The sequence below is a fragment of the Campylobacter concisus ATCC 51562 genome (assembly GCF_000466745.1).
Taxonomy (GTDB): domain Bacteria; phylum Campylobacterota; class Campylobacteria; order Campylobacterales; family Campylobacteraceae; genus Campylobacter_A; species Campylobacter_A concisus_B.
Window position 1 is genome coordinate 191,310 of record NZ_ANNI01000001.1, and the last position, 24,326, is coordinate 215,635.

Here is a 24,326-nt window from a genome sequence, read left to right on the forward strand (position 1 = left end):
CACTATTCCATTCTACGAGGCTTGCCCAGTAAGAAACCTTGTGCGTAAGGTATCCCAAAATTTTTGATTTGGTTTAAAATTTCTTCTGAACTTGCAAACTCGGCTACTATTTTGTAGCCTTGCTTTTTTGCAAAGCTTACGATGGTTTCTACTAGAACTCTAGCATTTTCATCAAATGGAAGCTTTTTGATTATCGAGCCATCTATCTTTATGGTGTCTATATCAAGCTCCAAAATTCGGTAATAGTTTGAATATCCTGAGCCAAAGTCATCAATAGAAATTTTACATCCATAGCCCTTGACGCGTTTTATGAAAGAATTTACCGCAACATAGTCGCTAAGCTCTTCGCTCTCTAGCATTTCAAAACAAATTTTATTAGGATCTTTGCACTCTATTAGTTTATTTTCTATAAGCTCTCTCATACTAGCGTCGGCTATGTCTGTATTAGATAAATTTATTGAGAATGTATAGTCTGGATATCTTTTAGCTAGATCAAACGCAAGACTTATCACCTTTTTGGTTATTTGCGGATATAGTTGCGTTTTCATGGCAATATCTAAAAATTCGCCCGGATAGTGTATCTTGCCATTTTGATCGATTATACGAACCAAGACTTCATAATATTTTGCTTCGGTCTCATTTTTTTCTAAGTTAAAGATACCTTGTGCTTCTACTATGACTCTATCGTTTTCTAACGCATCTTCGATTAGCTGAACTGCCAGCTGGTTTTTGTGATATTTCATCTCAATGGCGTCATTTTCTAGATAGTAGTAAATATTGCTACCATTTTCTATTGCGAGCTGATTTGCAAGGACTGATTGCATTAGGCGGTTGGTTTGTGGGGTATCGTTTGGCAATGAGACACCAAATACCATCTTTATGCCTGGTAAATTTTCAAATTTTTCATCAATAGCGACATTTATTCTATTTGAGCCAAAATATTCTCTAATATATTCAATATCTCTTACGATGTTATCGCCTTCATACCATATATAAAATGCGTCATCTTGAAATCTAAATAGCTTTGCTTTTATCTCAGAAGTATCTATGCAAAGCTTTAGTGTATCAGCAACTGCTTTTAGCATTGCATCGATAATCTTAGTTTGATAAAAGAATCTTAAAATTTTAAAATTTTTAATGCTTAAGCAAATGAGCACTCCATCTTTTTGCGCGTCTAAAATTTCAGTTAAAGCAAAGTAGTTACCAAAGCCTGTTAGCTTATCGATTGAAGATTGTATTTTTATTTGTTCATTTTTTTGAGTTAGTTCATTTAGTATTAGCGTCTCTTTAGTCCTATCAAGTTTTACCGCTATATAGCCCTCAAATTTATTTTTAAAGAAAAATGGTGAAAATTTTACCTTTTCATATAAAAAATTACCGTTTTTTGTTCTGCTTATAAGCTCATCGCTCTCCCAAGGTAGAGATTTTTGCACAGCCTCTTTTATGGATTCATAAAAGCTTTGTGGGTGCATATATGATTTTAGTATTCTAGGGTTTTTGCCTATTACTTCTTTTAGCTTGTAGCCAGTTTTTTCTTCAAAGGTTTTATTTACGTATGAAATTCTATTGTATTTATCGCAATAGATAATAGAGCTATGATCGTTTTCGACTGTCGTTCTTAGGAGTTTTATCTGTCTTAAACGCTCTGAGGCCATTTTAATTTGATAGAGACCAAATGAACAAAATATTATAAATGTAAGCAAGCAAATTCTCTGAGCTATTTTTGCCTTATTCACCTCATCAGAGTGAAATTCTAGGATTTTGTTTCTAAAATTTTCTATTAGATTATCAAGATGTAGCTCTTTTACACTATTTGAGATTGTACGTAATGTTTTTGTAGCTTGAGCTGCATAAAGTATCTTGTCTAATACATTTTGAGCTTTTTGGTTATCTTTATACTCGTTTTTATACATTTTTATTTGCTTTGAAATATCATCTATTGCTTCAGGACTAAGCATCAAAGCACCTTTTATCGCATAAAATATAGGCTCAAGCTTATTTGGAAGTGCGAGATTTTGTATTTCATATTGACTTATTTGGATATAAGAATCTATAGATGAGTTTACATAAGCTGATCTTTGTAAAAAAAATACTTTTTTACTAAATACATCTCTTATGTTTTGTAGATCTTTTGTTATTTCATTTTGATGAAACAACAGCATCTCATCACTAAGCATTGAAAGGTTGCTCAAATTTGTATCAAAAGAATTTATGTCAGCATTGAGTTTGTCGTAGTTTGAGATATCATAAATATTATTTAAAGAAAAAGTTATCTCATTGTCTATAAATTTTAGATTTAAAATTCCATCATCAAATTTATGAGCTGCACCAATAGCTATATTTGCTTTATATATAAAAAATGCGCTAATGAAAAATATAGCTACTAAGACGCTAAGTACGGTTTTTATTCGTTTAGTACTCATTTAGTATCCTAGGCTTTTTACCATTTAATGTCAGAAAAAATGAGTATAAAGCATCAATTTCATCTTTGCTAAGAACGTATCCTAGCTGGTAGTTACCAATAAAGCTTATAGCCTCTTTTAGATCATTTATCTCTCCATGGGATAAATATGGAGCAGTTTTTGTAATATTTCTTAGCGATGGCACTCTTCTTAATCTTTTGCTTGTATCTAAGGCAGAAATTCTTTCTCGGCCAATATCTTGTGTCAAATTTCCTCCCAAATTTCTACCATTATGACAAGCGGCACAGCCTATATTATTAAATATCTCAAATCCTTTCTTTGCGCTATCATCTATTGCATTGCTATCACCTAATATAAAACGATCAAATGGAGAATCAACACTTAAGACAGCCTTTTCGAACTCAGCTATTGCATCTGCAATATTATCAAAATTAATGCCGTCATTATAAATTTTTTTAAATAAAATTTTGTACTCAGAGATGTTATTTACAGAATCCACTATCTTGTCGTTATCCGAGTTTAGTTCTATTCTAGAAGTTATGGACTCTTTTACTTGATCTTTTAAATTGCTAATCTTTGCATCGCTATAAAACAGATAATTCGCTGCAGCATTTAATATGGTTGGAGGATTTAAAGTGCCTTTTTCCATGCTATCTTGGTTGCTTCCGCTTAAATTCCAATACAAGTTATGACAAGTTTGGCAAGAGTAGTTTTCGTTTGGGCTTAGTCTTTTGTCAAAAAAGAGTTTTTTACCAAGCAGAGCCTTTTCTTCATTATATTTTACTACCGTGAGAGGTTTATAAGATTCATATTTACAAAATGAAATCGTGATGATAAATAGACAAAGTATAACGCCCTTCATAACGCCCCTAAATTTTAATTTTCTTTTTATATCGGCAAATTTTTGATTTTTTATATAGTACGTTATTTTATTGTTTTTTGAAATTTATGATACAATTCGCTCGATTTAGAAAATATTTATATTTCAAGGAGGAGAAGTCATGAAAAAAGGCTTTACGATGATTGAGTTGATCTTCGTGATCGTTATATTGGGTATATTAGCTGCGGTTGCTATACCAAAACTAGCTGCAACAAGGGATGATGCAGAGATAGCAAAAACTGCTACAAATATACAAACACTTATTGCTGATTTGGGTTCTTACTACACTTCACAAGGCAAATTTAATAGTGATGTTAAAAAAATGTCAAATGTTAAAAATCCAGTCGATACAAAAAATGGTAAATGTCTAGAAGTGGGTGCTGGAAATGACACTAATGGTGAGATAAAGATGACTATTGGCGTAGATGGTCTTTGTGAGCAAGTTTGGAAATTGCCTGGCTTAGCAGATGTTAAAACTCTAATCGAAAGTAGCGATAATAAGACAATTAATTCGCTTAAATTTGGCGGTATGGGCATAAAATATTAAATAAAATTTTAGCAAGGTTTTTCCTTGCTTTTTATGATATTTGGCTTGCTAAATTTTTAATATAACAAAGACTGATAGAAATACGAATTTTTTATACAAATAATTTATACGCATAAAAATAAAAGCTTTCTAAGATTTAATGCGTTGCCAAAAGATATCAATCCTAACTATACTAATAGGCAATGGCTTTTTATTAAATTTAGTTGATTTTCTTCTTTACAAATTTTAAAGATAAAAAACGTAAAATCAAACCATGGATTTACTAAAAGACCCGTTAAATAAGCTCATCATTTCGCTTTCGCTTCCAGCTGGCACCGCAATGATGTTTAATACTCTTTATAACGTTACTGGCACATTTTTTGCAGCAAAAATTTCTACCCTTGCCGTAGCTGGTATGGCTATGAGCTTTTTGCTTTATCTAAGTATTGTAGGCATTGGGCTTGGTTTTGGCTCAGCACTAACTGCACTAATAGGCAATAGCCTTGGAGCAGGAAAGATAAAAATGGCTAAATTTTATGCGGCAAATGGAATTATCTTTGTGCTAGTATTTGCTATTTTTATGGGGTTTTGTGGCTATTTTTTAGCACCAAATTTACTCACTTTTTTAGGGGCTGATCATCACTATTTAAAAGAGGCGCTTGATTACGCGGGTGTTATCTTTCTTGCTGCACCATTTTTCTTGATTATCAAATCTCTAAACGGCGTGCTTGTAGCACTTGGAGATACAAAAAGTTACCGCAATTGGCTATTTTATGGCCTTTTTATCAATGCATTTTTTTGCTACTTTTTTGCATTCATTTTGGATCTTGGCGTAAAAGGACTTGCTTTAGCAACAGCTAGTGTTCAGCTTTTGGGCATGATCTACCTTTTTGTAAAAGTTAAAAAAGCTAAGATGATCGAGCCAAGAAATTTAAGCTATTTTGTACCAAATTTTAGCATTTGGGCAAAGATTACAAAGCAAGCTCTACCGGCTTGCTTAAACTATCTATCGATGTCGCTTGGCTCACTTGTGCTTTTAAAATTTATAAGCTACTATGGCGTAAATGCCGTAGCAGGATATGGTATAGCTTTAAGGATAGAGCAAATTTTGGTATTGCCGACCATTGGTATGGCTGCAGCAGTTTTAAGTATCGTTTCAAGAAACTATGGCGCTAAAAATTTTAAAAGAGCTAAACAATGCTATAAAATTTCGCTTCTTTTTTTACTTATTTATTGTGCATTTGCTTGCGTTTTTATTAGATTTTTTGGTGAAGATATGATAAGAATTTTTGATGATACGCCGGCAGTTTTGGAGATGGCAGGGCTTTATCTTGGTATAAATTCTCTTGCTTACGTAGCTTATGGCACGATAAATGTCTCAGGCAGCACTCTTCAGGCCGTAAAACGCCCAGTGGCTATCTTTTTGCTAAATGGATTTAGGCAATTTGTACTTCAAGGATCGCTTTTTTACGCTGTAGTTTTTTATTTTGGTCTTGAGATAAAATTTATATGGCTGGCTCTATTTTTTAGTGTCTATCTCACAGCTATTTGCTTCGTCTTTTGGACGCTTTATCAGTTAAGAATGGCTACTGACGTAAGCTTTTAAATTTAAAACAAAAAGCAAAAAAGCAAAGTGAAGCAACTAAGATTATGCTAGCTCCGCCTGTTAGGTTAAAATAAAAGCTAATAAATAGACCGCTAAAACAAAAAATGACTGAAAAGATAGTAGAGATTAACATCATCAGCCCAAGTCTTTTGGCAAAAATTTGTGCTAAATATGGCGGTATAGTAAGAAGAGCGATGACTAGAATCAGCCCAACAACACGAATCGTAGCTACTACACAAAGTGCCATCATACATACTAATAAATAGTGAAAAAATGTTGTATTTACGCCGCGCAACTTTGCAAACTCTGCATCAAAGCTAATAGCTACAAATTGACGGTAAAAAAGGGCAATGAGTGCTAAAAATAAGATATCTAAAATACTCATAAATGTTATATCTTGCCCGCTCACTGCTAAGATAGAGCCAAAAAGATAACTCATAAGATCGGCATTGTATCCTGGAGTTAAATCGATAAAAATGATACCAATAGCCATACCAAATGCCCAAATAGCACCGATAACTGAGTCGATGTTGGTTTTATCTTTTAGCGTGATAGTGGCGATTATAAGGGCTAAAAAGAGTGAGAATATGCTAGCTCCAAGAAGTGGTTCGAGCGAGAAGAAAAAGGCAAGTCCTATGCCGCCATACGCTCCGTGCGCGATACCGCCAGCGATAAAGGTCATTTTGTTTATAACAACGAGTGAGCCTATGAGCCCACAAATGATACTAACTAAAACGCCAGCAATAAAGGCATTTTGCATAAAATTTAACTCTAAAATTTCACTCATTTTATCTCTTTAGCTTAAAAACATTACTTTTGATTTTGCACTCACATTCACCAAGTGCGATCTCGACGTCGCAAAAATGGCTATGAGATTTTGCTAAATGCTCTATAAATTCTCTTTTTGCAGTATCTTCATGAGTTTTATGAATATGCAAATTTTTACTCACATAGGCGATTTTTGTAGCATAATTTAGTACGATATTTAGATCATGACTTACCAAAACTACACCAACGCCGCTTGTGTTTATATTTTTTAAAATTTCATAAATTTCAGCCTGACCCTTTGTATCGATACTAGCTGTTGGCTCGTCTAAAACGAGGACCTTTGCATTTGCACAAAGCGCTCTTGCGATATATACACGCTGTCTTTGGCCACCGCTTAGCTCACCAATTCTAGCGCTTGCAAATTCTTTCATACCAACTTTCTCAAGGGCGGCAAGAGCCATTTGTTTCTCAGCTTGTGAGTAAAAACCAAAAATTTTTTTATCGATTAGCCCCATTAAAACTACTTCTAAAACCATCATCGGAAAGCTTTGATTTGAGAGAAAATTTTGAGGCACATAACCTATAAATTTACTGACTTCGCTTGGCTCTTTTCCAAAGAGCTTTATCTCGCCACTTTGAGGCTTAAGTAGTCCTAAAATAAGCTTTAAAAGCGTGCTTTTGCCACCACCATTTGGACCGATGATAGCTAAAAACTCATCGCTACTATAATCTAAATTGATACCTTCTAAAACCACTTGCTTATCGTAGCTAAAGTTTAAATTTCTAATTTTTATAATTTCTTTCAAAACAGACTCTTTTGCGTAAATGTCGTAGTAAAAATAAAAAGTCCAAGCCAAAGCATAACGCTAAGTGCCATAAATTCAGCATAGATTTTAAACTTTTTTAACTTAATGTTTGTGCTCTCATTTATCTTGGCTCCAAAAACAGCCGCTAAAAATATCACTGCGCTCATGCCAAGCGCCATAAATAGGCCGCTTATAATGCCTGCAATGTAGCTGCCTAGCTCATTTGCTAGCACAAAGACAAGTATCGTACCAGGACAAGGAATAAGTGCCGCAGCAGCCGCGACCAGCCATTCTTCTTTGTTTTTTGGTTTTTTTGTAGTACAGATATTACAGCCACAGTCGCTAGTAAATTTTGTATTTTTACTCAAATTTTGGCTTAAGCTTGAGCTAAAAATATAAAATTTATTTAACTCTTTTTTACTTGAAAGATAAATTTTGACCTTTTTATAAAGCATAAAAATCGCTACAAAAAAGATAATAACGCCAGAAAATGCTGTCGTAACGCTTGCTGTATCTTTTGTCAGATCACTACTGATCTCACGTAGTATCATAAAACTAGCAAGCACAAAAATAAACGCACCCACAACATGTAAAAATCCGATCTTTAAAGAGAAGAAAAAGGCTTTGGCGTAGCTTCCGCCAGTTGCGGCAAAATAAGAGCTTGTAAGCACCTTACCATGTCCCGCAGATGCAGCGTGTAAAAAGCCATAACCAAATGATATCAGCGCTAAAAATAGCAGGGTTAGAGGACTTTTTTGGTCGAAATTTCTTAGAATTTGTTTTAATCTATCAAGCATGCTTAGGCTTGTTTTTGAAACAAGATCAAACTTAGCTTCATCGATCTTATCGATCTGGCTTAAATTTTTATCTTCAAAATTTACCGAGTTTGGCTCTTTTAGAAGCTCTTTTAATGCAGGTTTTTCGTTATGAGCTTTGGCTGCAGCTTTACTTGAAAATGTAAAAAATATTAAATTTGCATTTGGATTTGGTATCGTCCAAAACTGGTCTGATACCAAAAATGCATTGTTTTGTGTAAATTTAAAATTAAAATATCCCTCTTTATCGTCCATTTCAACAGACACCACAAAGCCATCTTTGATAAGCAAATTTGTCTTAAAGCTAACATCAAATTTTAATCTGCCCTCATCAAAATAGAGTTTATACTTTTTTAAATTTAGCTCAAGCTTTGTAGCATTTTCATCCTTATAAAAGTACTCAATATTTGTTAAATAGTGCCTTGGCACAAGATAATCAAGTAAATTTAAGCGGATCTTTTTGATCTCGCTTTCATCTATCTTTTCATCCTGATTTAGGTCAAAATTTTGTCTCATAAGCTCTGAGAAATTTTGCGAAAATGTCCATGAAAAAGCAATTGTAGAGATATTGTTTTCGTTTGAGTCGAATTTTACGCTCACGTGAGCGGTCGGGCTATAAAGCGAGCAAAGAGCACACCCGAAGGCATTTATAGTAAATAAGCAAATGACAATCAGGCGTGCTAACATTTTTTATAGACTCTTAGCAAAAATTTCTGCTGTTTTTTTCATCTCATCTAGCCAATTTTCTGGGAGCTGATCAATGCTTATGACCTTTGAGCCAGTCTCTTTTGCTACTAAATTTGCAGCCTTTGTTGGAAACTGCGGAGCCACGAAAATAACCTTTACACCGTGCTCTTTAGCCTCTTCGATGAGCTCTTTTAACTCAGCTGGCTTTGGCTCTTTGCCCTCTATCTCGATGGCAATTTGCTCTAAGTTATAGCGTTTTGCAAAATATCCCCAAGATGGGTGGTATACGATAAATTCGCGAGTTTTAACATCTTTTAGAGTATTTTTGATAAAGCTATCAAGCTCGTCAAGATTAGCTTTAAATTTAGCTAAATTTTCCTCATAGAGCTTTGCATTTTGCGGGAATTTCTCTATTAATGCCTTGGCTATATTATCAGCTTGAGTTTTTACTAAAACCGGATCAAGCCAAATGTGCGGATCAAGGCCATCATGATGATGGTGATGATGCTCGCCAGCTTCGTGGTCATGGTCATGGTGCTCGTGATGCTCATGTTTATGCTCGCCCTCATGCTTGTGCTCGTGATGCTCGTGATGTTCGTGATGCTCGTGTTCATCGCTCATAGCTATCTTTTCGATGCCTTCTTGTGTTTTTACAATGTGTAAATTTTTAAAAGATTTTGAAAAACGCTCTAGCCAAGTATCTTCAAACTCAATGCCTATAGCAAAGTAAAGCTCGCTCTTTTCAAGCTCCTTCATCTGTTTTGGCTTTGGCTCATAAGTGTGCGGATCAGCACCTTTGCCAACCATTGTATTTACGCTTAGTGTATCACCAGCGATTTGCTCAACAAAAAATTTTGTAGGCAATATACTAGTCGTAACAACTGGCTTTGCAAAAAGTGACAAAGCACAAACTGCTAAAAAAACAAAAATCTTTCTCACCATCTCTCCTTTGTTTGAAAAAATATTGCGGAAGTTTAGCAGATTGCAACTTGGTTGCAACTTAAAGAACAAAAGCCTAAATATAGTACTTTTTAAATGAAATTTAAAACTTTTAGCGTTAATATACAAAAAATAAAAAGGGCAAGGATGAATGCAAGAAATTTCTTGGAAGAGCATAGTATCAAGGCAACTACTTTTCGCATAAAGCTCGTTGAAATTTTGCAAAATGCCAAAATTCCATTAAGTTATGATGAAATTCTAGAAAGCCTTAATGCAAATAAAACTACTTTTTATAGAAGTATAGAAATTTTTGAAAAAAAGGGTCTTGTCATAAAAACTGAAAATAATCATAAAAGCTACTACGAACTGGCAAATGAGGCAAAAGCGTACTTTATCTGCGATGTCTGTCATAAAGTCACAAATATCGATATGCCCCATCTAAACGTCGCTAAAAATATAAAAAGCGCCGTGATAAAAGGCGTTTGTGATGAGTGTGATCACGAGTAAAGAGCGATTATCTCAGCCGGAATGGCTTTTGGACGATTTGTTTTTAGATCAACATAAACAAACTCGGTCTTGCCAGTTGCTATTAGCTCGTCATCTTTTTTAAACTCAAAATATCTACACGAAGTCGCTTTGCCCTCAGCTTGCGTGTAAGTGTGAATTTCTATCTCATCCATCAATTTTACGCTTTTTATATATTTAGCTTCATTTTTTCTAATGAGCCAAATTTCACCCCTTTTATACTGCGCCTCAACTGTATCGCCAACTGCAGCAGAGTGTGCGAATGCAGCCTCTTGCATAAGAGTGAAATAATAGACATTATTCATGTGTCCGTGCATATCAATGGCTTGTGGTGGGATTATTACTTTGTAGATAAAATCTTTCATTTATGGCCTTTTTTGCTAGAATTATAACCAAAAATAAGGAGCTAAAATGCAAAATTTATGGGATAAAAAGGCGTCAAATTATCAAAGGTTTGATGGCAAAGTAAGTGCTATTCAGCAACAAATTTTTGCTAAAGCCTTAGCTTGGGGAGTTGATTTTAGCGGTAAAGAAATTCTCGATATAGGCTGTGGTACAGGTGTTTGGACGATATTTTTATCAAAAACTGCAAAAGATATAACAGGTATCGATAGCTCAAAAAATATGATAGAAATTTTAAATGAAGATGCTAAAAGATTTGGCGTGACAAATTTAACCGGCGAGGTTTGCTCTTGGAGAGAATTTAAGCCTACAAAGCACTTTGATATCGCTATTTGCACGATGAGTCCAGCGATTGCTAGCGATGAAGATTTTGCTAAATTTCATAGCATCGCAAAACAAAAACTCTATCTTGGCTGGGATAAGCCTAGAAGCTCTGATTTGATTGAGCCATTTTTTGAAAAATTTGGACGCACTCTCTCTCAAAAAAATATTGTCAATAGGCTTGAAGCGTGGCTAAATGAGCAAGGCATAGCTTATAAGAGTGAAATTTTAAATGAGACAAGGATCGCAAGACGAAGCATGCAAGAAGCTGCTGAGAATATCTGCTGGCACCTTGAGATAAATGGAGCCAAAAACTACGATGAAAAGGCGGTTTTAGCGATGTTAAAAGAGAGATTTGACGGTGAGTTTATAGATGAGAAAATAGACTCACAAATGAAGCTTTTTGTATTTTAAACTAGTTTTGATCTAGAGAAAAATTTTTTACCAAATTCGCTAAATATAACTCCAAAGATTATTAAGATCGCGCCAAAAATTTGTATGAGTGTTAGCTTTTCACCAGCGAAAAAATAGCCGATAAAGCCAGCAGAAACTGGCTCAAGACAGAAAAATAAAGCTGCTTTGCTGGCTGTTGTATATCTTTGAGCGATGGTTTGTACAAAGTAGCAAAAAATAGTGCCAATAAATGCAGTGATGAAAATTGCTATAAAAAATTCCCTATCGTAATTTGGCACCACACTACCTTCAATAAATGCAAAGACAAATGAGAGTAAAGAGACGGTGAGAAATACCACAAATACAAGCAAATAAAGCTCGCACTTTCTTACAAAGTGGCCATTTAAGCTCGTGTAAAGTGCATAAAATATGGCACAAAGTAGGGCAAGTGCCTCGCCGCTCCCAAGTGCTAGCGTGGCGCCACTTAAGAGCCAAAGCCCAAAAATGGCAACAAGCGCCCCCAAAATAGCAAAAATGGTTATTTTATTTTTAAAAATGAGTGCTGTCATAAAAGGCACAATCACACACTCAAGCCCTGTAATAAAAGCAACACTTGAGCTAAAAGTAAGCTTTAGAGCGTAAGTTTGAGCAACAAACGAGCCAAATAGAACTACGCCAAGGATAATGCCATAAACTACACTTCTTTTATCAAAAATTATAGAAAATTTAAATGTTATAAGTCCCATAAAGATAGCGGAAATAAAAAATCTACAAAAGAGCATGACAAAGACACTATTTGTTTTTAGTGCATTTGCCATAGGTAAAAACGTAGCGCCCCAAACGATGGCAACTACGATGAGTGCGATGTCAGCTCTGTTTTGCGTGCTTAAATTTTTCATTTAAAGATCGAGTCAAGTACCTTTTTGCCACTATCTAGGCTAAAGCCGCTTCTTAGCCCCTTTTCCTTCTCACTCATCACGTTAAATAGCCCATCTAGCGTCTTTCTTGTGATATATGCGTTTAGGTCCTCGCCGTCATCTGGCACATACTCGCTTGCACCTAAATTTTTAGCTAGGCTCTTTACTGATTTTATCGTTTCATTATTTTTTGCTGAGCCGACGATGAAAGAATTTAGCCCATTATAGGCAGTCGCAAAGCTATTATCACTCATCATTTTCTCAATTATTGGCGTAAATGCCGCCTTTAGCTTTTGGCTGGAGCTTTGCTGCAAATATTTCGTAACGCTGTCACTGCCGCCGTTAAAGAGCTTTTTGACATCTGCTTCGCTCATATTTTTTATGCTTTCGCTAAAAATTTCAGCAGCCTTTGGCACGGCCGTGGTCGCAGCGTTGTTTATCGACTTGCTAAGGTCCTGCGCCCACTTCTCGCCGCCTACTTTTTTGGCTAAATTTGACGCCATCTCAAGGCTTTTTGGGAGCGGAATTTTAGCTGTGGCATTGTTTATAAAGCCCTCTTTTGAAAGCTCGCTAACAGCGGCATTTAGTGCCTCGCTAACTAGGCTTTTATAATCGCCACTTGATGCGTGAGTGGCTATTTTGACGCCTTTATTTATCATATCGTCCATGCTTGCGGCTTGTAAATTTAAAGCAAGCGCGCCACAAAGAATAACAAGAGATCTTTTCATCTTCTCTCCTTTTTAAATTTAAAGCAAAATCATACAAAAAATATCTAAACACTTAAAATAAATTTAATCTTTTTGCACTAGAATTCACCCTTTTTTCTAAAGGAAGATTATGCAACTTTTACTTCTTAGCTTCGCTCTTAGTATGGATAGTGCGGCACTAAATATGGCAAATGGTGCAAGGTATAAAAATTTAGCTCTTAATAAAATTTTATTTATTGCTTTTATGCTTGGCTTTTTTCAGTTTCTTATGCCGCTTCTTGGTTATCTTTTAGGTGTTAGTTTTGCAAAATTTATAAGCTCGGTTGATCATTTTATTGCATTTTTTATACTTTGCTTTCTTGGTTTTAGAATGTTTAAAGAGGCCTGTAGCAAAGAGGAGTGTGAGTATCTTAAGATAGGATTTAAGACCATTTTGTATGGGGCGTTTGCTACTAGTGTGGATGCTCTTGCCGTTGGCGTCACACTTAGCTTTGAAGAGATAAATATCTTTCAAAGCTCACTCATCATTGGTGTAGTCTGCTTTGCATTAAGTCTGATTGCTTTTTATATAGGTAAATTTATGGGTGAAATTTTAGAGAAAAAGGCGCTCTTTCTGGGAGGAGCGATATTAATTTTTCTAGGTTTTAAAATTTTAATAACACATTTAATTGAAAGCGGCACAGTCCAGTAAAATTTAAAATAACAATTAAAAATAATATTTAAGATTAACTATATTTTAAAGCTTATATGGATAAGATTTTGATTTTTAGAAGTGGTGACCCATACGAGACTCGAACTCGTGTTACCGCCGTGAAAGGGCGATGTCCTAACCGCTAGACGAATGGGCCACATGTCGGTTATGAAATTGGGATTATATTTCTTTTATACTTAATTTTAGTTTAATAAGGAAAAATTTTTGAAAAATTTTTTATTTACTTTGTTATCTGTTTTTATTTTTACAGGTTGCGTAGCTACCAAAACGCCGCAAAATTCACAAGCTTTTCAAGTTACTTTATTTTCTCCAATGATCAAGATAAATGACGTTGGATTTTTCCATAAATATAAAAATGAGCTAAATTTGCAAATTTATAGCTCCGGTGTAAACACCGCAAATATAAGCATAAGAGATAAAATTTGCATAAATAATGCTTGCTTTAACAAGACTGAGTTTAATGAGAAATTTTTTCTAGCCCCGCATTATGAGAGCCTTTTTGAGGAAATTTTGCAAAAAGAAAAGATTTATGATGGCAAAGGCTTGGTGAATACGGAGTGTGGTTTTAGTCAAGATCTAAGTTCATATTTTATAAAATACGAGGTTTGCGATAACTACGTCAAATTTATAGATAGCAAAAATAAAATAAGAGTGATAATAAAAGAGTTAAAATGAGATACATCGGAGCTCACGTAAGTGCGGCTGGGGGCGTGTTTAATGCACCTTTAAATGCTGCAAAAATAGGAGCAAATGCCTTTGCACTTTTTACAAAAAATCAACGCCAGTGGAATGCAAAAGAGCTAAGCGTCAGCGAAATAGAGCAGTTTAAAGAAAATCTAAAAATTTCTGGCATAAGCACAAAGCATGTTTTGCCACACAGTAGTTACTTGATAAATTTAGGCCATCCGGATGAGGAGGCAAGAGCAAAGTCGCTTGAAGCCTTTGTGGATGAGATAGATCGCGCCAGTAAGCTTGGGCTAGAGCTTTTAAATTTTCATCCAGGCTCACATCTAAAACAAATAAGCGAAAAAGAGTGCTTAGATAATATCGCAAACTGCATGAACGTGGCACTTAAACGCACAAGCGGTGTAAAGCTAGTCATCGAAAATACAGCTGCACAAGGCTCAAATTTAGGCTCTAGTTTTAAGCAGCTTGCTTATTTGATAGAGCGAGCAGATGATGAGAGTAGGGTTGGTGTTTGTTTTGATACCTGTCACGCATTTGCTGCTGGATATGATCTAAGGAGTAAAGAGGCTTATGCTAAAACTATGGGGGAATTTGATGCGATCATCGGCTATAAATTTTTATCCGGTATGCATTTAAATGATGCAAAATTTGGGCTTGGTTCAAAAAAAGATAGACATGAGAGTCTTGGCAAAGGCGAGCTTGGATTTAGTGCTTTTAAAAATATAATAAATGATGATAAAATAGGCGAAATTCCTTTAATATTAGAGACGATTGACGAGAGTATTTGGGAAGACGAGATAAAAATTTTAAGAAATTTCGAAAAGGAAAAACTATGAAAAAAGTGCTATTAAGCATTATTGCAACATCTACTTTGCTAAATGCTGGAGGCTATAAGGTTCCTGAGCAAAGTGCTGATTCTTTAGGCCTTGCTGCTAGCAACGTGGCCTTTAGTTTTGGGGCTGATGCGGCGTATTTTAACCCTGCAAATATGATGTTTTTAGACGGGCTTCACCATTTTGAAAGCACGCTTGGCTGGTTTCATATAAATAAGCTTGAGTTTAAAAGTGATAGTGGTAAAAGCTATGGGTCAGAAAAATTTGACTCGCTAGCTGGTACATTTAGTTTTGTAACGCCAGAAATTTATGAAAACTGGAAATTTGGTTTAGCTCTTGCCGTTCCTGCTGCTGTTGGTGTATCATGGGAGGATCCAGCTACCGCATTTACCGCTAAAAGGTTTAAGCTACAAGTTGTTGAGCTAAATCCAACCGTAGCTTACCGCATAAACGATAAGCTCGCCGTTGCTCTTGGTGCTAGAGGCGTTTACACCAAAGGTAAGATAGCAAGTGACTTTGGACGAATAGGCTACAGAGAGATAAAAGGCGATGGTATGGGCTATGGCTATAATGTCGCGCTTACTTATAGACCTATTGAGGATTTAAGCTTTGCTGTTACTTACCGCTCAAATGTAAATTTAGAACTTAAAGGCCATACAGATGCTGATTTTAACGGAGCGCTATCGCTTATAAGCTATCATGGCAAAACAAAAGTCGAGATCCCACTTCCTGCTCAGCTTGTGCTTGCTGCTGGATATAAATTTAGCGATTTTACTCTTTTACTAGCTTTTGAGAGGACGTATTGGTCTAAATTTAAAGGCTATGACTTTGAATACATGGATAAAGGCCCAGCTCACTCGCATCCAGCTTTTGCAAGATTCATGGACGATCCAGTCATAAAAAATGCAAAAGATACAAATACATACAGACTAGGTCTTGCCTACGACGTAAATGAAAAATTTAGGCTAATGGCTGGCTTTGCCTATGATGAAGACATTACAAGCAGTAAGCATACTGGATTAGAGCTTCCAAATACTACATCTAAGGTGTATTCTTTTGGAGTAAATTATAAATTTACGCCAAATCTTGAAATGGCACTTGGATATGTTTATCAACACCGTGACAAAAAGCGTGCAACAAGTATTTCAACAGCTAATGGAAAAATGTCAGGGGAATTTGATACTGGTACGATCCAAATCCTTGGTACGACTTTTAAATATACATTTTAGTTAGGGTCAGTAATGCGATACTCTTATAATAATTTTTATGAAATTTTAACCAAAGTAGCAAAGGAAAATCCAAATCAAGTAGTTCTTTTTGAAGAAAAAGAGAAGCTAAAATATCGCGAATTAAAGCAAAATGTCGATAAAGTGGCGGCTTATTTGCAACTTGCTGGAGTAAAATTTGGTGATAAAGTAGCTATGGCGGTTACAAACTCAAAAGAATTTATCATCTCATACCTTGCGACAACCGCAATAGGCGGTATCGCAGTGCCTATGAATACTTTTTTAAAAGCAAACGAGTTTGAATATATCATAAATGATTGCGGTGCAAAGGTGCTTTTTGCGTCTAGCTCGCTTGCAAAAGAGTTAATCGCATTAAATGAGCTTGAAATTTTAAGAAAGATAATCTGGATCGGAGCAATACCAAAGAAACTTCAAAGTGCTTCAAAAGATGAATATATAGACACTGATGAAGAGTATGGCGAGAGCGCGTATCTTACTTCAACACCTCAAATTTCAAAAGAGGATATGAGTAAGGGCTATGAAAATAATGGTCTTGTTAAAAACGTAAATTTTGCAGAAACTCTAAATCATAAATATGCTCTTAGTATCGCAAAGCATCCGAAAATAGATGATTTAATGCATATAATTTATACTTCAGGCACTACTGGCAAGCCAAAGGGTGCGATGATAAGCTATAAAAATATCTTTTCAAATTTAATTGGAGCTCATGATCGTTTTATTGTTAAAACGAGCGATAGGTTTATTGTATTTTTGCCTATGTTTCATAGTTTTACGCTAACTGCAATGGTGTTGCTTCCGATATTTGCGAGTGCATCGATGGTACTTGTAAAGTCAGTATTTCCATTTTCAAATGTATTAAAGCAAACTTTGTTAAAGCGTGTAACTGTATTTTTGGGAATCCCAGCTATCTATACAGCTATCGGTAAGGCAAAAATTCCTTGGTATTTTAGATGGTTTAACCGCATTAGATTATTTGTAAGTGGTGCAGCTCCGCTTGCAAAGCAGACGATAGATGACTTTAGAGTGAAATTTCCACGCGCGACACTTGTCGAGGGATATGGCCTTAGCGAATGCTCGCCAGTTGTAGCTGCAAATTTATATGATAAACAAAAGCTTTTAAGTGTAGGGCCTGTGCTTGATGGATATGAGGTGAAGATAGTAAATGATGAGATGATGGAGCTTCCAGTTGGCCAGATCGGTGAGATCATTGTAAAGGGTGACTGTGTCATGCAAGGCTACTATGGTATGCCAAGCATCACTGATGAGACCATCATAAATGGCTGGTTAAAGACTGGAGACCTTGGCAAAGTCGATGAAGAGGGCTTTATCTATATCGTTGATCGTAAAAAAGATCTTATCATATCAAAGGGTATCAACATCTATCCGCGCGAGATCGAAGAGGTTATTTACAAACTTGAAGCAGTTGAAGCAACAGCGGTAATTGGCGTAAAAGATGTACATGCCGATGAAGAGGTTGTGGCGTTTATTCAGGTAAAAGATGGCATGGATCTTGATGAAAAAACAGTAAGAGAGCATTTGAAGAAAAATTTAGCAAATTTCAAGATACCAAAGAGTATCTATTTTGCCGAAGAGTTGCCTAGAAATGCTACTGGCAAGGTGCTAAAACGTGTATTAAAAGAGCAAATAGAGCAGATGAAGGATAAATTTTAGTGAAATACTTGCTTGATTTTTTAAACCAGGACCTCAAAAAAAGTAAAATTTACGAGCTGATAAAGTGCGGCGATGAAGAGGGAGAAATTTTAAAATATCTAAGTAAAGCTTATGTGCAAGGAACGGCTAATATGAGCGTTTTTGAGCTACTTGGAGCAGTCTTTGGCACACAAAATGATAAGCAGCTTTTGTATCTAAAATTTATAAAAAATTTGCTTGATAGCGGTTGGATTGTACAAAATTATAGTCTTTTTAAAATACCTGAGAGCACGCAAAGGGCTTCAGCTCAAGGACTTCTTTCGTTGCTTCATTCTGAAATTTCTCTATCAGCCACATTTTTAAAAATTCTTGAAGATGGCAACGCTGATATAAATTTACCAGAGCTTGCGCCATATGAGGATCATTTGGAGTATTTAAAAGATCAGTTTTTAAAAGTAGAGCTTTACTCAAAGGCTGCTATTTTTGGCGATGGCTCAAGTGATGCAAAAAAGCGCATAAATGAGCAAATTTCTGAGCTTACAAAGCGAATCAACGAGCGCGTCAAACTAAGCAAGATTAGCCTAAAAATAGAGCAAATTTTTAAAGAAAATTCGCTTGATGAAAAAGAGCAGATTATATTTTTAGCCCTTTTAAAAGAGGAATATGCGGGCGACTTTGAAAATGGTCGCGACCTAAACACGCTAGTTGGACTAATAAGCAAAGACGAGCTTGAACGTATCAAAAATCGTACTCTTTTAGAGGATGGCTCAAGGCTCATCGAGGGCGCTCTAATCGACTATGACGAGGTTTTAAACGCTTATGGCAACGTAAGCAAGAGCTTTTTTATAAATGAAGAAATTTTGCAAAGCATAATGCACCCAAAAAATGACAAAAATAGCAAGAAAATCAAGATCGAAAGCCTAGTAAAAGAGCAAGAAATTTTTGAGCTTATAGAGCCAGTAACGAGCCTAGAAGACGTCGTGCTAAACGAAAAGACAAAGCAGCTTTTAAGTACGATACTAAAGCAAGTCGATAAAAAAGTGCTTGCTAGACTTAGCAGCTGGGGCATAAAAACTAGAAAAAATATAGATGCCAAGATCATCTTTTACGGTGAGCCTGGCACTGGTAAGACTATGAGTGCAGTTGGGCTTGCAAAGAGCCTAAAGAAGCAAATTTTAAGCTTTGACTGTTCAAAAATTTTAAGTAAATATGTCGGCGAGAGCGAGCAAAATGTAAGGAAAATTTTTGATACTTACAAAGAAATTTGCAAAAAAAGTGGCAGCGAGCCGGTGCTCTTGCTAAATGAGGCCGATCAGTTCTTAAGCACGAGAGTGGAGAGCTCGAGCGGGGCTGAGAAGATGCATAATCAAATGCAAAATATCTTTTTAGAGCAGATCGAGCGTTTTGAGGGCGTGCTGATCGCCACGACAAATTTTTTACAAAGCCTTGATGTGGCGTTTTCTAGAAGGTTTGACTATAAGATCGAGTTTAAAAAGCCTGATTATAACGGCAGGCTTGCCATTTGGCGTAAAATTTTGCCTGAAAATGCAAGCTTTGAAGATGGCTTTAGCGTAGAAAGACTGGCTGAGTTTAACCTAAGTGGCGCGCAGATCGTCCTTGCGCTAAAAAATACCGCATTGAAAGTTGCGATAAAAGATGATGGGATTTTTACCTTTGAGGACTTCAAAACGACGATAGAGCGCGAGCTAAACTCAAGTTTTGGCGAAGATAAGAAGATGGGATTTGGCTCTTAAGCCTTTCTCTCTTGATTCTATTGTTTGTATAAATTTAAACAAATATAAATATAGCAAGAGCCACTGACATTGACGAGAAATTTGCTTTTATCTAATTAGAATTTATGCGTTTGCCGCCGCCAAAGTCAGGGAAAGTGTAAGCTAAACTCAAGCTTTGATGAGAAAAAATAGGTCTTGGCTCTTAAGCTCTTTCAAAATTTACATCTTATATGGCATATACTTTTTGTTGCGAGGCGAAGTTTAAAGTGCCAGAGATTACGATCTAAAAGTAAAATTTTGCTTTCATAGTTAAATTTACGCCATGATTGCCACTAAAATTTACAGCAAGACAGATATCAGCATATTATAAATTTAGCTCACCCGCCTATCTCTAATTTATTATCGCAGACTTTGTAAATGGGTAGTTTTTGTAAAACCCAAATTTTGGAATTTGCCCACTTTGTGATCGCTGTTTGGAATGCATATTTGCACGTTTGGTGCTTTAAAAAAGTTTTATTAAAACCTTGTCATTTTGTGTAATACAAAAATAGCCGTCTCACGAAGTCTAAAATAAAAAGCCTCATAAATTTCAAATTCTCTTTTATGATATTTGTAGCAGTGCTTTTTGAAATTAAAAAAGAGATGAGAAAATATAAATTTATAAGTCTTTGAGCGCAATTTTTACATCCGAAGTAAAGAAGTAATGCGACAATGAATATAAAAATTTTGATTATATTTTTGGCAAAATCCAAAAAGTCATAAAATTTTTAGCGGTCAAATTTTGTAAAAAGGCTTATAAATTTTAGAAATTTACTGATTGATCTTATCGAGTAGCTCTTCGACCTCTTCAAGCGCAAAGACCTCTTCTGAGCTTTGTTTCAAGAAATTTTCCATAAATTCTTTTTTCGAGATCGCAAGGTCAAGCTCCTTGTCGCTACCCTTTTGATAAGCACCGATGCGAAGCAAGACCTCATTTTCTTTTAAAAGCGAGTAAAGGCGCTTAAATTTCATCGCATTTAGCTTATGCTCTTTACTGATCACATCTCCCATGACACGCGAGGCCGAGTTTTGGATATTGATAGGTGGGTAAATTCCAAAGTCCGTTAGCTCGCGGCTTAGCACGATGTGTCCGTCTAGAATAGAGCGACTTTGGTCAGCTATCGGATCGCTCATATCATCACCCTCGACAAGCACGGTGAAAAACGCCGTTATACTGCCCTTGCCCTCTTCTTTGCCAGCACGCTCCATTAGCTGAGGCAAGAGTGTGAGCGAGCTTGGTGGATAGCCTTTTGATGTAGGCGGCTCGCCAAGTGCAAGGCCGATCTCACGCTGCGCCATCGCAAAACGTGTCACGCTATCCATGATGAAAAGCACATCATTACCTTGCTGTTTGAAGTATTCAGCCACGCTCATCGCGCAAAATGCACCATATTTTCGCATGAGTGAGCTATCATCGCTGGTTGCTACGATGATAACCGTGCCCTCCAGATCGCCACCTAGGTTTTTTTCTATAAATTCAGGCACCTCACGGCCACGCTCGCCTATTAGCGCGACTACTTTTATGGGAGCTAGTGTGTTTTTTACGATCATGCCCATGAGGGTTGATTTGCCCACGCCTGAGCCTGCAAAAATTCCTAGCTTTTGCCCCTTGCCGCAAGTAAGCAGTCCATCTATCGTCTTTATACCAACGCTAAAAGGCTCATTTATAAGCCCTCTCTTCATCGCATCTATCGGTGCTCTCATGATCGGCATATATTCAGTCGTTTCAATCACTCCTTTGCCGTCAATCGGCTTCATAAATGGATCGACCACGCGGCCTAGTAAATTTGGCCCCACAGGTATGCTCATACCTTGATCACTTTCGTAGACAAAGTCGCCTATCCTAAAGCCCTCGACAAAGCCAAATGGGCTGATATAAGCGCCATCTGTCTTTATTTGCGTAACCATGCCAAGACCATTTTTGCTCTTATCTTTTGCAACTATTCGCACGATGTCACCGATACTTGGACGAAGTCCAGTGATCTCGATAGTTGTAGCTGTGATTTTGGTTATGATGCCAAAGGTGTTTGAGAGTTTCACACCCTCTTTAAGCTTTAAATTTATATGCTCTAAGCTCAAAAATGCGTTTCCCTAGGAGAGTTTATAAGCGAGAAAAATTCTCGTCTTGTGTCTGCGTTTTTGATAAAGCAGCCTCTAAGCGCTGAGGTTGTCGTAGTTGAGTTTATCTTTTGCACACCTCTCATCTCAACGCACATATGTCTAGCCTCGACGACAACTCCAACACCTTTTGGAGCGATTACGTCCTCAAGCGCTTTTGCGATCTGCTCAGTCATCTGCTCTTGAATTTGCAAGCGTCTTGCGTAGATATTTACCATGCGTGGAATTTTACTAAGGCCAACGACCTTGCCATTTGGAATGTATGCCACATGCACGCGGCCGATAATAGGCAACAAATGGTGCTCGCAAAGGCTGTAAAACTCGATGTTTCGCATGAGAACCATCTCATTATTTGAGCTAGTAAAAAGTGCGTCACCAAGAACCTCTTTTGGATCTTCATCATATCCGCTAGTTAGAAATTTAAATGCTTTAAAGACACGCTCAGGCGTCTTTATAAGCCCTTCTCTATTTGGATCTTCGCCTATTATTGTTAGCATGTTTTTAACCGAATTTTCAAAACTCTCTTGCATAAATTTTCTCCATAATTTTATTGTTAGATTCTACGTTAAAACGCCTTTTATATCTATAAAAATTTACAAATTTACAATGAAATAAGGAAAAATCTGCTATATTTTGGGCTAAAAATTTGTATTCATAAAGGAATTAGATGGAAATCAAAACAAAAGCTCTAGATAGCGTAAATACCCTAGCTAGCACAACTGTAAGTGCAGATGCTATAAAGTCTAGCGTAGAGAAACTAGCAAAAAAAGCAGCAAAAACTATGAAAGTAGACGGCTTTAGACAAGGCCATGTGCCAGTTGCTATTGTGCTAAAACGCTACGAGAAAGAGCTAACAAACGATGCTGAGCAAGATGTCTTAAGAGATGTTGTTGATGAGGCTATAAAACAAGCAGGCAAGAAAAACGATGACCTTATCGGCGAGCCTATCGTTTCAAAATTTGATAGAAAAGATGGAAAGATCGATGTTGAGCTAACAGTTTCATTTAAACCAAGCGTTGATGTGAGCGGCTATGAGATCTTGATACCTGAGTTTTCAAATCCACGTGTATTGAAAAAAGATATCGATGAGAAAAAAACTGAACTTTTAAAAATGATAGCTCCACTTGAAAAAATTGATGGCAAAAGAGGCCTAAAAGTTGGTGACTTTGCTAAATTTGACTTTGAAGGCTTTGTTGATGGCGTTGCATTTGATGGTGGCAAGGCTGAAAACTATGTGCTTGAGATCGGCTCAAATCAATTCATTCCAGGCTTTGAAGATGGTATGGTAGGCATAAAAGCTGGTGGCGAAAAAGATATCGAGGTTAAATTCCCAGAAAACTATGGCGCTGCACATTTAGCTGGCAAAGATGCTATCTTTAAAATAAAACTTCATGAAATTCAAGAGAGAAAAATTCCTGAAAAACTAGATGAAGAGATGCTAAAAACTTTACTTCCAAATGAAGAAAAGCCAACTGAAGAATTACTTGATGAGCGTATAAAAGAGCAAATCCGCCAAGAGAAAATTTATAAACTTATAAATGATGAGCTTAAGCCAAAATTTGCTGAGGCTGCGGTTGAGAAATTTAAATTTGATGTGCCAAAAAATATTGTCGAGCAAGAGATCGATATGCAGTTTAGAAACGCATGGAGCTCATTTACTCCAGATGATATGAAAAAATTTAGAGAGGACAAAGATGCTCTTTCTAAAAAACGTGACGAGTTTAGAAAAGACGCTGAAAATAGCGTTCGTTTAACTTTTATCATCGATGAACTAGCTCGCGTAAGAGGCGTAAAAGTAAGCGATCAAGAGGTTGTTCAAGCGATCTATTTTGAGGCGTATAGAAGTGGTCAAGATCCAAAAGCACACCTTGAGATGTACCGCAACCAAGGCATGCTTCCAGCAATAAAGATGTCAATGATCGAAGAGAAGCTATTTGGTGAGCTATTTAACAAAGAAAAAGACGAGAAAAAAGCAAGTAAAAAAGAGAAGGCCGAGTAATGAGCTATTACGTTCCTGTCGTAGTTGAAAGAACTAGTAGAGGTGAGCGAAGCTATGATATATATTCCCGTCTTTTAAAAGACAGGATCGTTATGCTAAGTGGCGAGATAGAGGACGGCATGGCTGCTTCTATCGTCGCTCAGCTGTTATTTTTAGAGGCTGAAGATCCAGATAAAGATATCTATCTATATATAAACTCACCAGGTGGCGTGATAACAAGTGGCTTTAGTATCTATGACACGATGAACTACATAAAGCCAGATGTTTGCACGATCTGCATCGGCCAAGCTGCTAGTATGGGTGCATTTTTGCTAAGCTGTGGTGCGCCAAGTAAAAGATATGCATTGCCAAATTCTCGCATCATGATACACCAACCACTTGGCGGCGCTAGAGGACAAGCGACTGATATCGAGATACAAGCTCGTGAAATTTTGCGTATGAAAGAGATTTTAAACGGAATTTTGGCCAAAAATACAGGTCAGAAGCTAAGTAAGATCGTAAAAGATACTGAACGTGACTTCTTTATGAGTTCGGCCGAAGCCAAAGAGTACGGACTTGTTGATAAAATTTTGGAGAAAAGTTTTAAATAAGGC

General features: G+C 36.4%; 23 protein-coding genes and 1 tRNA gene. 12 read left to right on the top strand and 12 right to left on the bottom strand.

Annotation, left to right across the window (positions count from 1 at the left end):
- Positions 1 to 2: 2 nt before the first annotated feature.
- Complete coding sequence (locus tag ATCC51562_RS00955; protein WP_021090301.1) at positions 3 to 2,423, bottom strand: GGDEF domain-containing phosphodiesterase; 2,421 nt, start codon at positions 2,421 to 2,423, stop codon at positions 3 to 5.
- Positions 2,413 to 3,285 carry a cytochrome-c peroxidase gene (locus ATCC51562_RS00960; RefSeq protein WP_021090390.1) on the bottom strand — a complete coding sequence of 291 codons (873 nt, stop codon included), beginning with the start codon at positions 3,283 to 3,285 and terminating at the stop codon, positions 2,413 to 2,415. Before ATCC51562_RS00960 ends, ATCC51562_RS00955 begins: the two co-directional genes overlap by 11 nt.
- Positions 3,286 to 3,424: 139 nt before the next feature.
- On the opposite strand from ATCC51562_RS00960, the gene ATCC51562_RS00965 reads away from it, so the two are divergent.
- Entirely contained in the window at positions 3,425 to 3,850 is a 426-nt protein-coding gene (locus ATCC51562_RS00965) for a type II secretion system protein (RefSeq protein WP_021090269.1), read from the top strand.
- A 253-nt stretch (positions 3,851 to 4,103) separates the two neighbouring features.
- Positions 4,104 to 5,435, top strand: a complete 1,332-nt coding sequence (locus ATCC51562_RS00970; protein WP_021090368.1) for an MATE family efflux transporter — start codon at positions 4,104 to 4,106, stop codon at positions 5,433 to 5,435.
- Here ATCC51562_RS00970 and ATCC51562_RS00975 read toward each other — a convergent pair.
- Genes ATCC51562_RS00975 through ATCC51562_RS00990 form a run of 4 tightly spaced genes read right to left on the bottom strand, consistent with a single transcriptional unit; the run spans position 5,416 to position 9,450 of the window.
- On the bottom strand, positions 5,416 to 6,222 hold the full coding sequence (locus ATCC51562_RS00975; protein ID WP_021090242.1) for a metal ABC transporter permease: 807 nt from the start codon (positions 6,220 to 6,222) through the stop codon (positions 5,416 to 5,418). The two genes, ATCC51562_RS00970 and ATCC51562_RS00975, sit on opposite strands and share 20 nt — an antisense overlap.
- A gap of 1 nt (position 6,223) precedes the next feature.
- On the bottom strand, positions 6,224 to 7,009 hold the full coding sequence (locus tag ATCC51562_RS00980; protein WP_021090339.1) for a metal ABC transporter ATP-binding protein: 786 nt from the start codon (positions 7,007 to 7,009) through the stop codon (positions 6,224 to 6,226).
- Positions 7,006 to 8,511, bottom strand: a complete 1,506-nt coding sequence (locus tag ATCC51562_RS00985) for a nickel/cobalt transporter (RefSeq protein WP_021090357.1) — start codon at positions 8,509 to 8,511, stop codon at positions 7,006 to 7,008. The genes ATCC51562_RS00980 and ATCC51562_RS00985 overlap by 4 nt, the downstream gene beginning before the upstream one ends.
- A 3-nt stretch (positions 8,512 to 8,514) precedes the next feature.
- Positions 8,515 to 9,450 carry a metal ABC transporter solute-binding protein, Zn/Mn family gene (locus ATCC51562_RS00990; protein WP_021090401.1) on the bottom strand — a complete coding sequence of 312 codons (936 nt, stop codon included), beginning with the start codon at positions 9,448 to 9,450 and terminating at the stop codon, positions 8,515 to 8,517.
- Between the two features lie 147 nt (positions 9,451 to 9,597).
- On the opposite strand from ATCC51562_RS00990, the gene ATCC51562_RS00995 reads away from it, so the two are divergent.
- Positions 9,598 to 9,957, top strand: a complete 360-nt coding sequence (locus ATCC51562_RS00995) for a Fur family transcriptional regulator (RefSeq protein ID WP_035167123.1) — start codon at positions 9,598 to 9,600, stop codon at positions 9,955 to 9,957.
- Here the strand turns inward: ATCC51562_RS00995 and ATCC51562_RS01000 are convergent.
- Entirely contained in the window at positions 9,948 to 10,340 is a 393-nt protein-coding gene (locus ATCC51562_RS01000) for an acyl-CoA thioesterase (RefSeq protein ID WP_021090236.1), read from the bottom strand. The two genes, ATCC51562_RS00995 and ATCC51562_RS01000, sit on opposite strands and share 10 nt — an antisense overlap.
- 46 nt (positions 10,341 to 10,386) lie before the next feature.
- Between ATCC51562_RS01000 and ATCC51562_RS01005 the strand changes: the two genes are divergently transcribed.
- The gene (locus tag ATCC51562_RS01005) at positions 10,387 to 11,112 is read left to right on the top strand and encodes a class I SAM-dependent methyltransferase (protein WP_021090343.1); all 726 of its coding nucleotides are present in this window, start codon (positions 10,387 to 10,389) and stop codon (positions 11,110 to 11,112) included.
- Here the strand turns inward: ATCC51562_RS01005 and ATCC51562_RS01010 are convergent.
- Positions 11,109 to 11,990, bottom strand: coding sequence for a DMT family transporter (locus ATCC51562_RS01010; RefSeq protein ID WP_021090235.1), 882 nt, complete (start codon positions 11,988 to 11,990; stop codon positions 11,109 to 11,111). The two genes, ATCC51562_RS01005 and ATCC51562_RS01010, sit on opposite strands and share 4 nt — an antisense overlap.
- Positions 11,987 to 12,736, bottom strand: coding sequence for a DUF4197 domain-containing protein (locus tag ATCC51562_RS01015; protein ID WP_021090355.1), 750 nt, complete (start codon positions 12,734 to 12,736; stop codon positions 11,987 to 11,989). The genes ATCC51562_RS01010 and ATCC51562_RS01015 overlap by 4 nt, the downstream gene beginning before the upstream one ends.
- Before the next feature lie 109 nt (positions 12,737 to 12,845).
- Between ATCC51562_RS01015 and ATCC51562_RS01020 the strand changes: the two genes are divergently transcribed.
- On the top strand, positions 12,846 to 13,406 hold the full coding sequence (locus ATCC51562_RS01020; RefSeq protein ID WP_021090407.1) for a manganese efflux pump MntP family protein: 561 nt from the start codon (positions 12,846 to 12,848) through the stop codon (positions 13,404 to 13,406).
- A gap of 82 nt (positions 13,407 to 13,488) precedes the next feature.
- Here the strand turns inward: ATCC51562_RS01020 and ATCC51562_RS01025 are convergent.
- Positions 13,489 to 13,563, bottom strand: a tRNA-Glu gene (locus ATCC51562_RS01025).
- Positions 13,564 to 13,631: 68 nt separating this feature from the next.
- Between ATCC51562_RS01025 and ATCC51562_RS01030 the strand changes: the two genes are divergently transcribed.
- From ATCC51562_RS01030 to ATCC51562_RS01050, 5 genes are read left to right on the top strand one after another with little or no spacing between them, the layout of a single operon-like run.
- Positions 13,632 to 14,102 carry a hypothetical protein gene (locus tag ATCC51562_RS01030; RefSeq protein WP_021090303.1) on the top strand — a complete coding sequence of 157 codons (471 nt, stop codon included), beginning with the start codon at positions 13,632 to 13,634 and terminating at the stop codon, positions 14,100 to 14,102.
- Positions 14,099 to 14,950: a deoxyribonuclease IV gene (gene nfo, locus ATCC51562_RS01035; protein WP_021090216.1), complete on the top strand. Its 852-nt coding sequence runs from the start codon at positions 14,099 to 14,101 to the stop codon at positions 14,948 to 14,950. The genes ATCC51562_RS01030 and nfo overlap by 4 nt, the downstream gene beginning before the upstream one ends.
- Positions 14,947 to 16,176 (top strand): OmpP1/FadL family transporter, encoded by a 1,230-nt coding sequence (locus tag ATCC51562_RS01040; RefSeq protein WP_021090393.1) that lies wholly within the window; start codon positions 14,947 to 14,949, stop codon positions 16,174 to 16,176. The genes nfo and ATCC51562_RS01040 overlap by 4 nt, the downstream gene beginning before the upstream one ends.
- A 12-nt stretch (positions 16,177 to 16,188) precedes the next feature.
- A complete protein-coding gene (locus ATCC51562_RS01045) occupies positions 16,189 to 17,865 on the top strand; it encodes a fatty acid--CoA ligase (RefSeq protein ID WP_021090367.1) in 1,677 nt (558 codons plus the stop codon).
- Positions 17,865 to 19,598, top strand: a complete 1,734-nt coding sequence (locus tag ATCC51562_RS01050) for an ATP-binding protein (RefSeq protein ID WP_021090285.1) — start codon at positions 17,865 to 17,867, stop codon at positions 19,596 to 19,598. Before ATCC51562_RS01045 ends, ATCC51562_RS01050 begins: the two co-directional genes overlap by 1 nt.
- 789 nt (positions 19,599 to 20,387) lie before the next feature.
- Here ATCC51562_RS01050 and fliI read toward each other — a convergent pair.
- Positions 20,388 to 21,680, bottom strand: a complete 1,293-nt coding sequence (gene fliI, locus ATCC51562_RS01055; RefSeq protein WP_414531033.1) for a flagellar protein export ATPase FliI — start codon at positions 21,678 to 21,680, stop codon at positions 20,388 to 20,390.
- 11 nt (positions 21,681 to 21,691) lie between these two features.
- Positions 21,692 to 22,264 carry a GTP cyclohydrolase I FolE gene (folE, locus tag ATCC51562_RS01060; RefSeq protein ID WP_021090409.1) on the bottom strand — a complete coding sequence of 191 codons (573 nt, stop codon included), beginning with the start codon at positions 22,262 to 22,264 and terminating at the stop codon, positions 21,692 to 21,694.
- A 137-nt stretch (positions 22,265 to 22,401) separates the two neighbouring features.
- On the opposite strand from folE, the gene tig reads away from it, so the two are divergent.
- Positions 22,402 to 23,733 carry a trigger factor gene (gene tig / locus ATCC51562_RS01065; RefSeq protein WP_021090208.1) on the top strand — a complete coding sequence of 444 codons (1,332 nt, stop codon included), beginning with the start codon at positions 22,402 to 22,404 and terminating at the stop codon, positions 23,731 to 23,733.
- Positions 23,733 to 24,323: an ATP-dependent Clp endopeptidase proteolytic subunit ClpP gene (clpP, locus tag ATCC51562_RS01070; protein WP_021090273.1), complete on the top strand. Its 591-nt coding sequence runs from the start codon at positions 23,733 to 23,735 to the stop codon at positions 24,321 to 24,323. The genes tig and clpP overlap by 1 nt, the downstream gene beginning before the upstream one ends.
- Positions 24,324 to 24,326: the final 3 nt, after the last annotated feature.

Excerpts from the sequence above, each read along its gene's own strand:
- ATCC51562_RS01000 (WP_021090236.1), bottom strand. The coding sequence starts at position 10,340 with ATGAAAGATTTTATCTACAAAGTAATAATCCCACCACAAGCCATTGAT.
- ATCC51562_RS00970 (WP_021090368.1), top strand. The coding sequence starts at position 4,104 with ATGGATTTACTAAAAGACCCGTTAAATAAGCTCATCATTTCGCTTTCG.
- ATCC51562_RS00995 (WP_035167123.1), top strand. The coding sequence starts at position 9,598 with ATGAATGCAAGAAATTTCTTGGAAGAGCATAGTATCAAGGCAACTACT.
- clpP (WP_021090273.1), top strand. The coding sequence starts at position 23,733 with ATGAGCTATTACGTTCCTGTCGTAGTTGAAAGAACTAGTAGAGGTGAG.
- tig (WP_021090208.1), top strand. The coding sequence starts at position 22,402 with ATGGAAATCAAAACAAAAGCTCTAGATAGCGTAAATACCCTAGCTAGC.
- ATCC51562_RS01020 (WP_021090407.1), top strand. The coding sequence starts at position 12,846 with ATGCAACTTTTACTTCTTAGCTTCGCTCTTAGTATGGATAGTGCGGCA.
- ATCC51562_RS01040 (WP_021090393.1), top strand. The coding sequence starts at position 14,947 with ATGAAAAAAGTGCTATTAAGCATTATTGCAACATCTACTTTGCTAAAT.
- ATCC51562_RS00975 (WP_021090242.1), bottom strand. The coding sequence starts at position 6,222 with ATGAGTGAAATTTTAGAGTTAAATTTTATGCAAAATGCCTTTATTGCT.
- ATCC51562_RS00965 (WP_021090269.1), top strand. The coding sequence starts at position 3,425 with ATGAAAAAAGGCTTTACGATGATTGAGTTGATCTTCGTGATCGTTATA.
- ATCC51562_RS01015 (WP_021090355.1), bottom strand. The coding sequence starts at position 12,736 with ATGAAAAGATCTCTTGTTATTCTTTGTGGCGCGCTTGCTTTAAATTTA.
- ATCC51562_RS00960 (WP_021090390.1), bottom strand. The coding sequence starts at position 3,285 with ATGAAGGGCGTTATACTTTGTCTATTTATCATCACGATTTCATTTTGT.
- ATCC51562_RS01010 (WP_021090235.1), bottom strand. The coding sequence starts at position 11,990 with ATGAAAAATTTAAGCACGCAAAACAGAGCTGACATCGCACTCATCGTA.
- folE (WP_021090409.1), bottom strand. The coding sequence starts at position 22,264 with ATGCAAGAGAGTTTTGAAAATTCGGTTAAAAACATGCTAACAATAATA.
- ATCC51562_RS01005 (WP_021090343.1), top strand. The coding sequence starts at position 10,387 with ATGCAAAATTTATGGGATAAAAAGGCGTCAAATTATCAAAGGTTTGAT.
- ATCC51562_RS00985 (WP_021090357.1), bottom strand. The coding sequence starts at position 8,511 with ATGTTAGCACGCCTGATTGTCATTTGCTTATTTACTATAAATGCCTTC.
- nfo (WP_021090216.1), top strand. The coding sequence starts at position 14,099 with ATGAGATACATCGGAGCTCACGTAAGTGCGGCTGGGGGCGTGTTTAAT.
- ATCC51562_RS00955 (WP_021090301.1), bottom strand. The coding sequence starts at position 2,423 with ATGAGTACTAAACGAATAAAAACCGTACTTAGCGTCTTAGTAGCTATA.
- ATCC51562_RS01045 (WP_021090367.1), top strand. The coding sequence starts at position 16,189 with ATGCGATACTCTTATAATAATTTTTATGAAATTTTAACCAAAGTAGCA.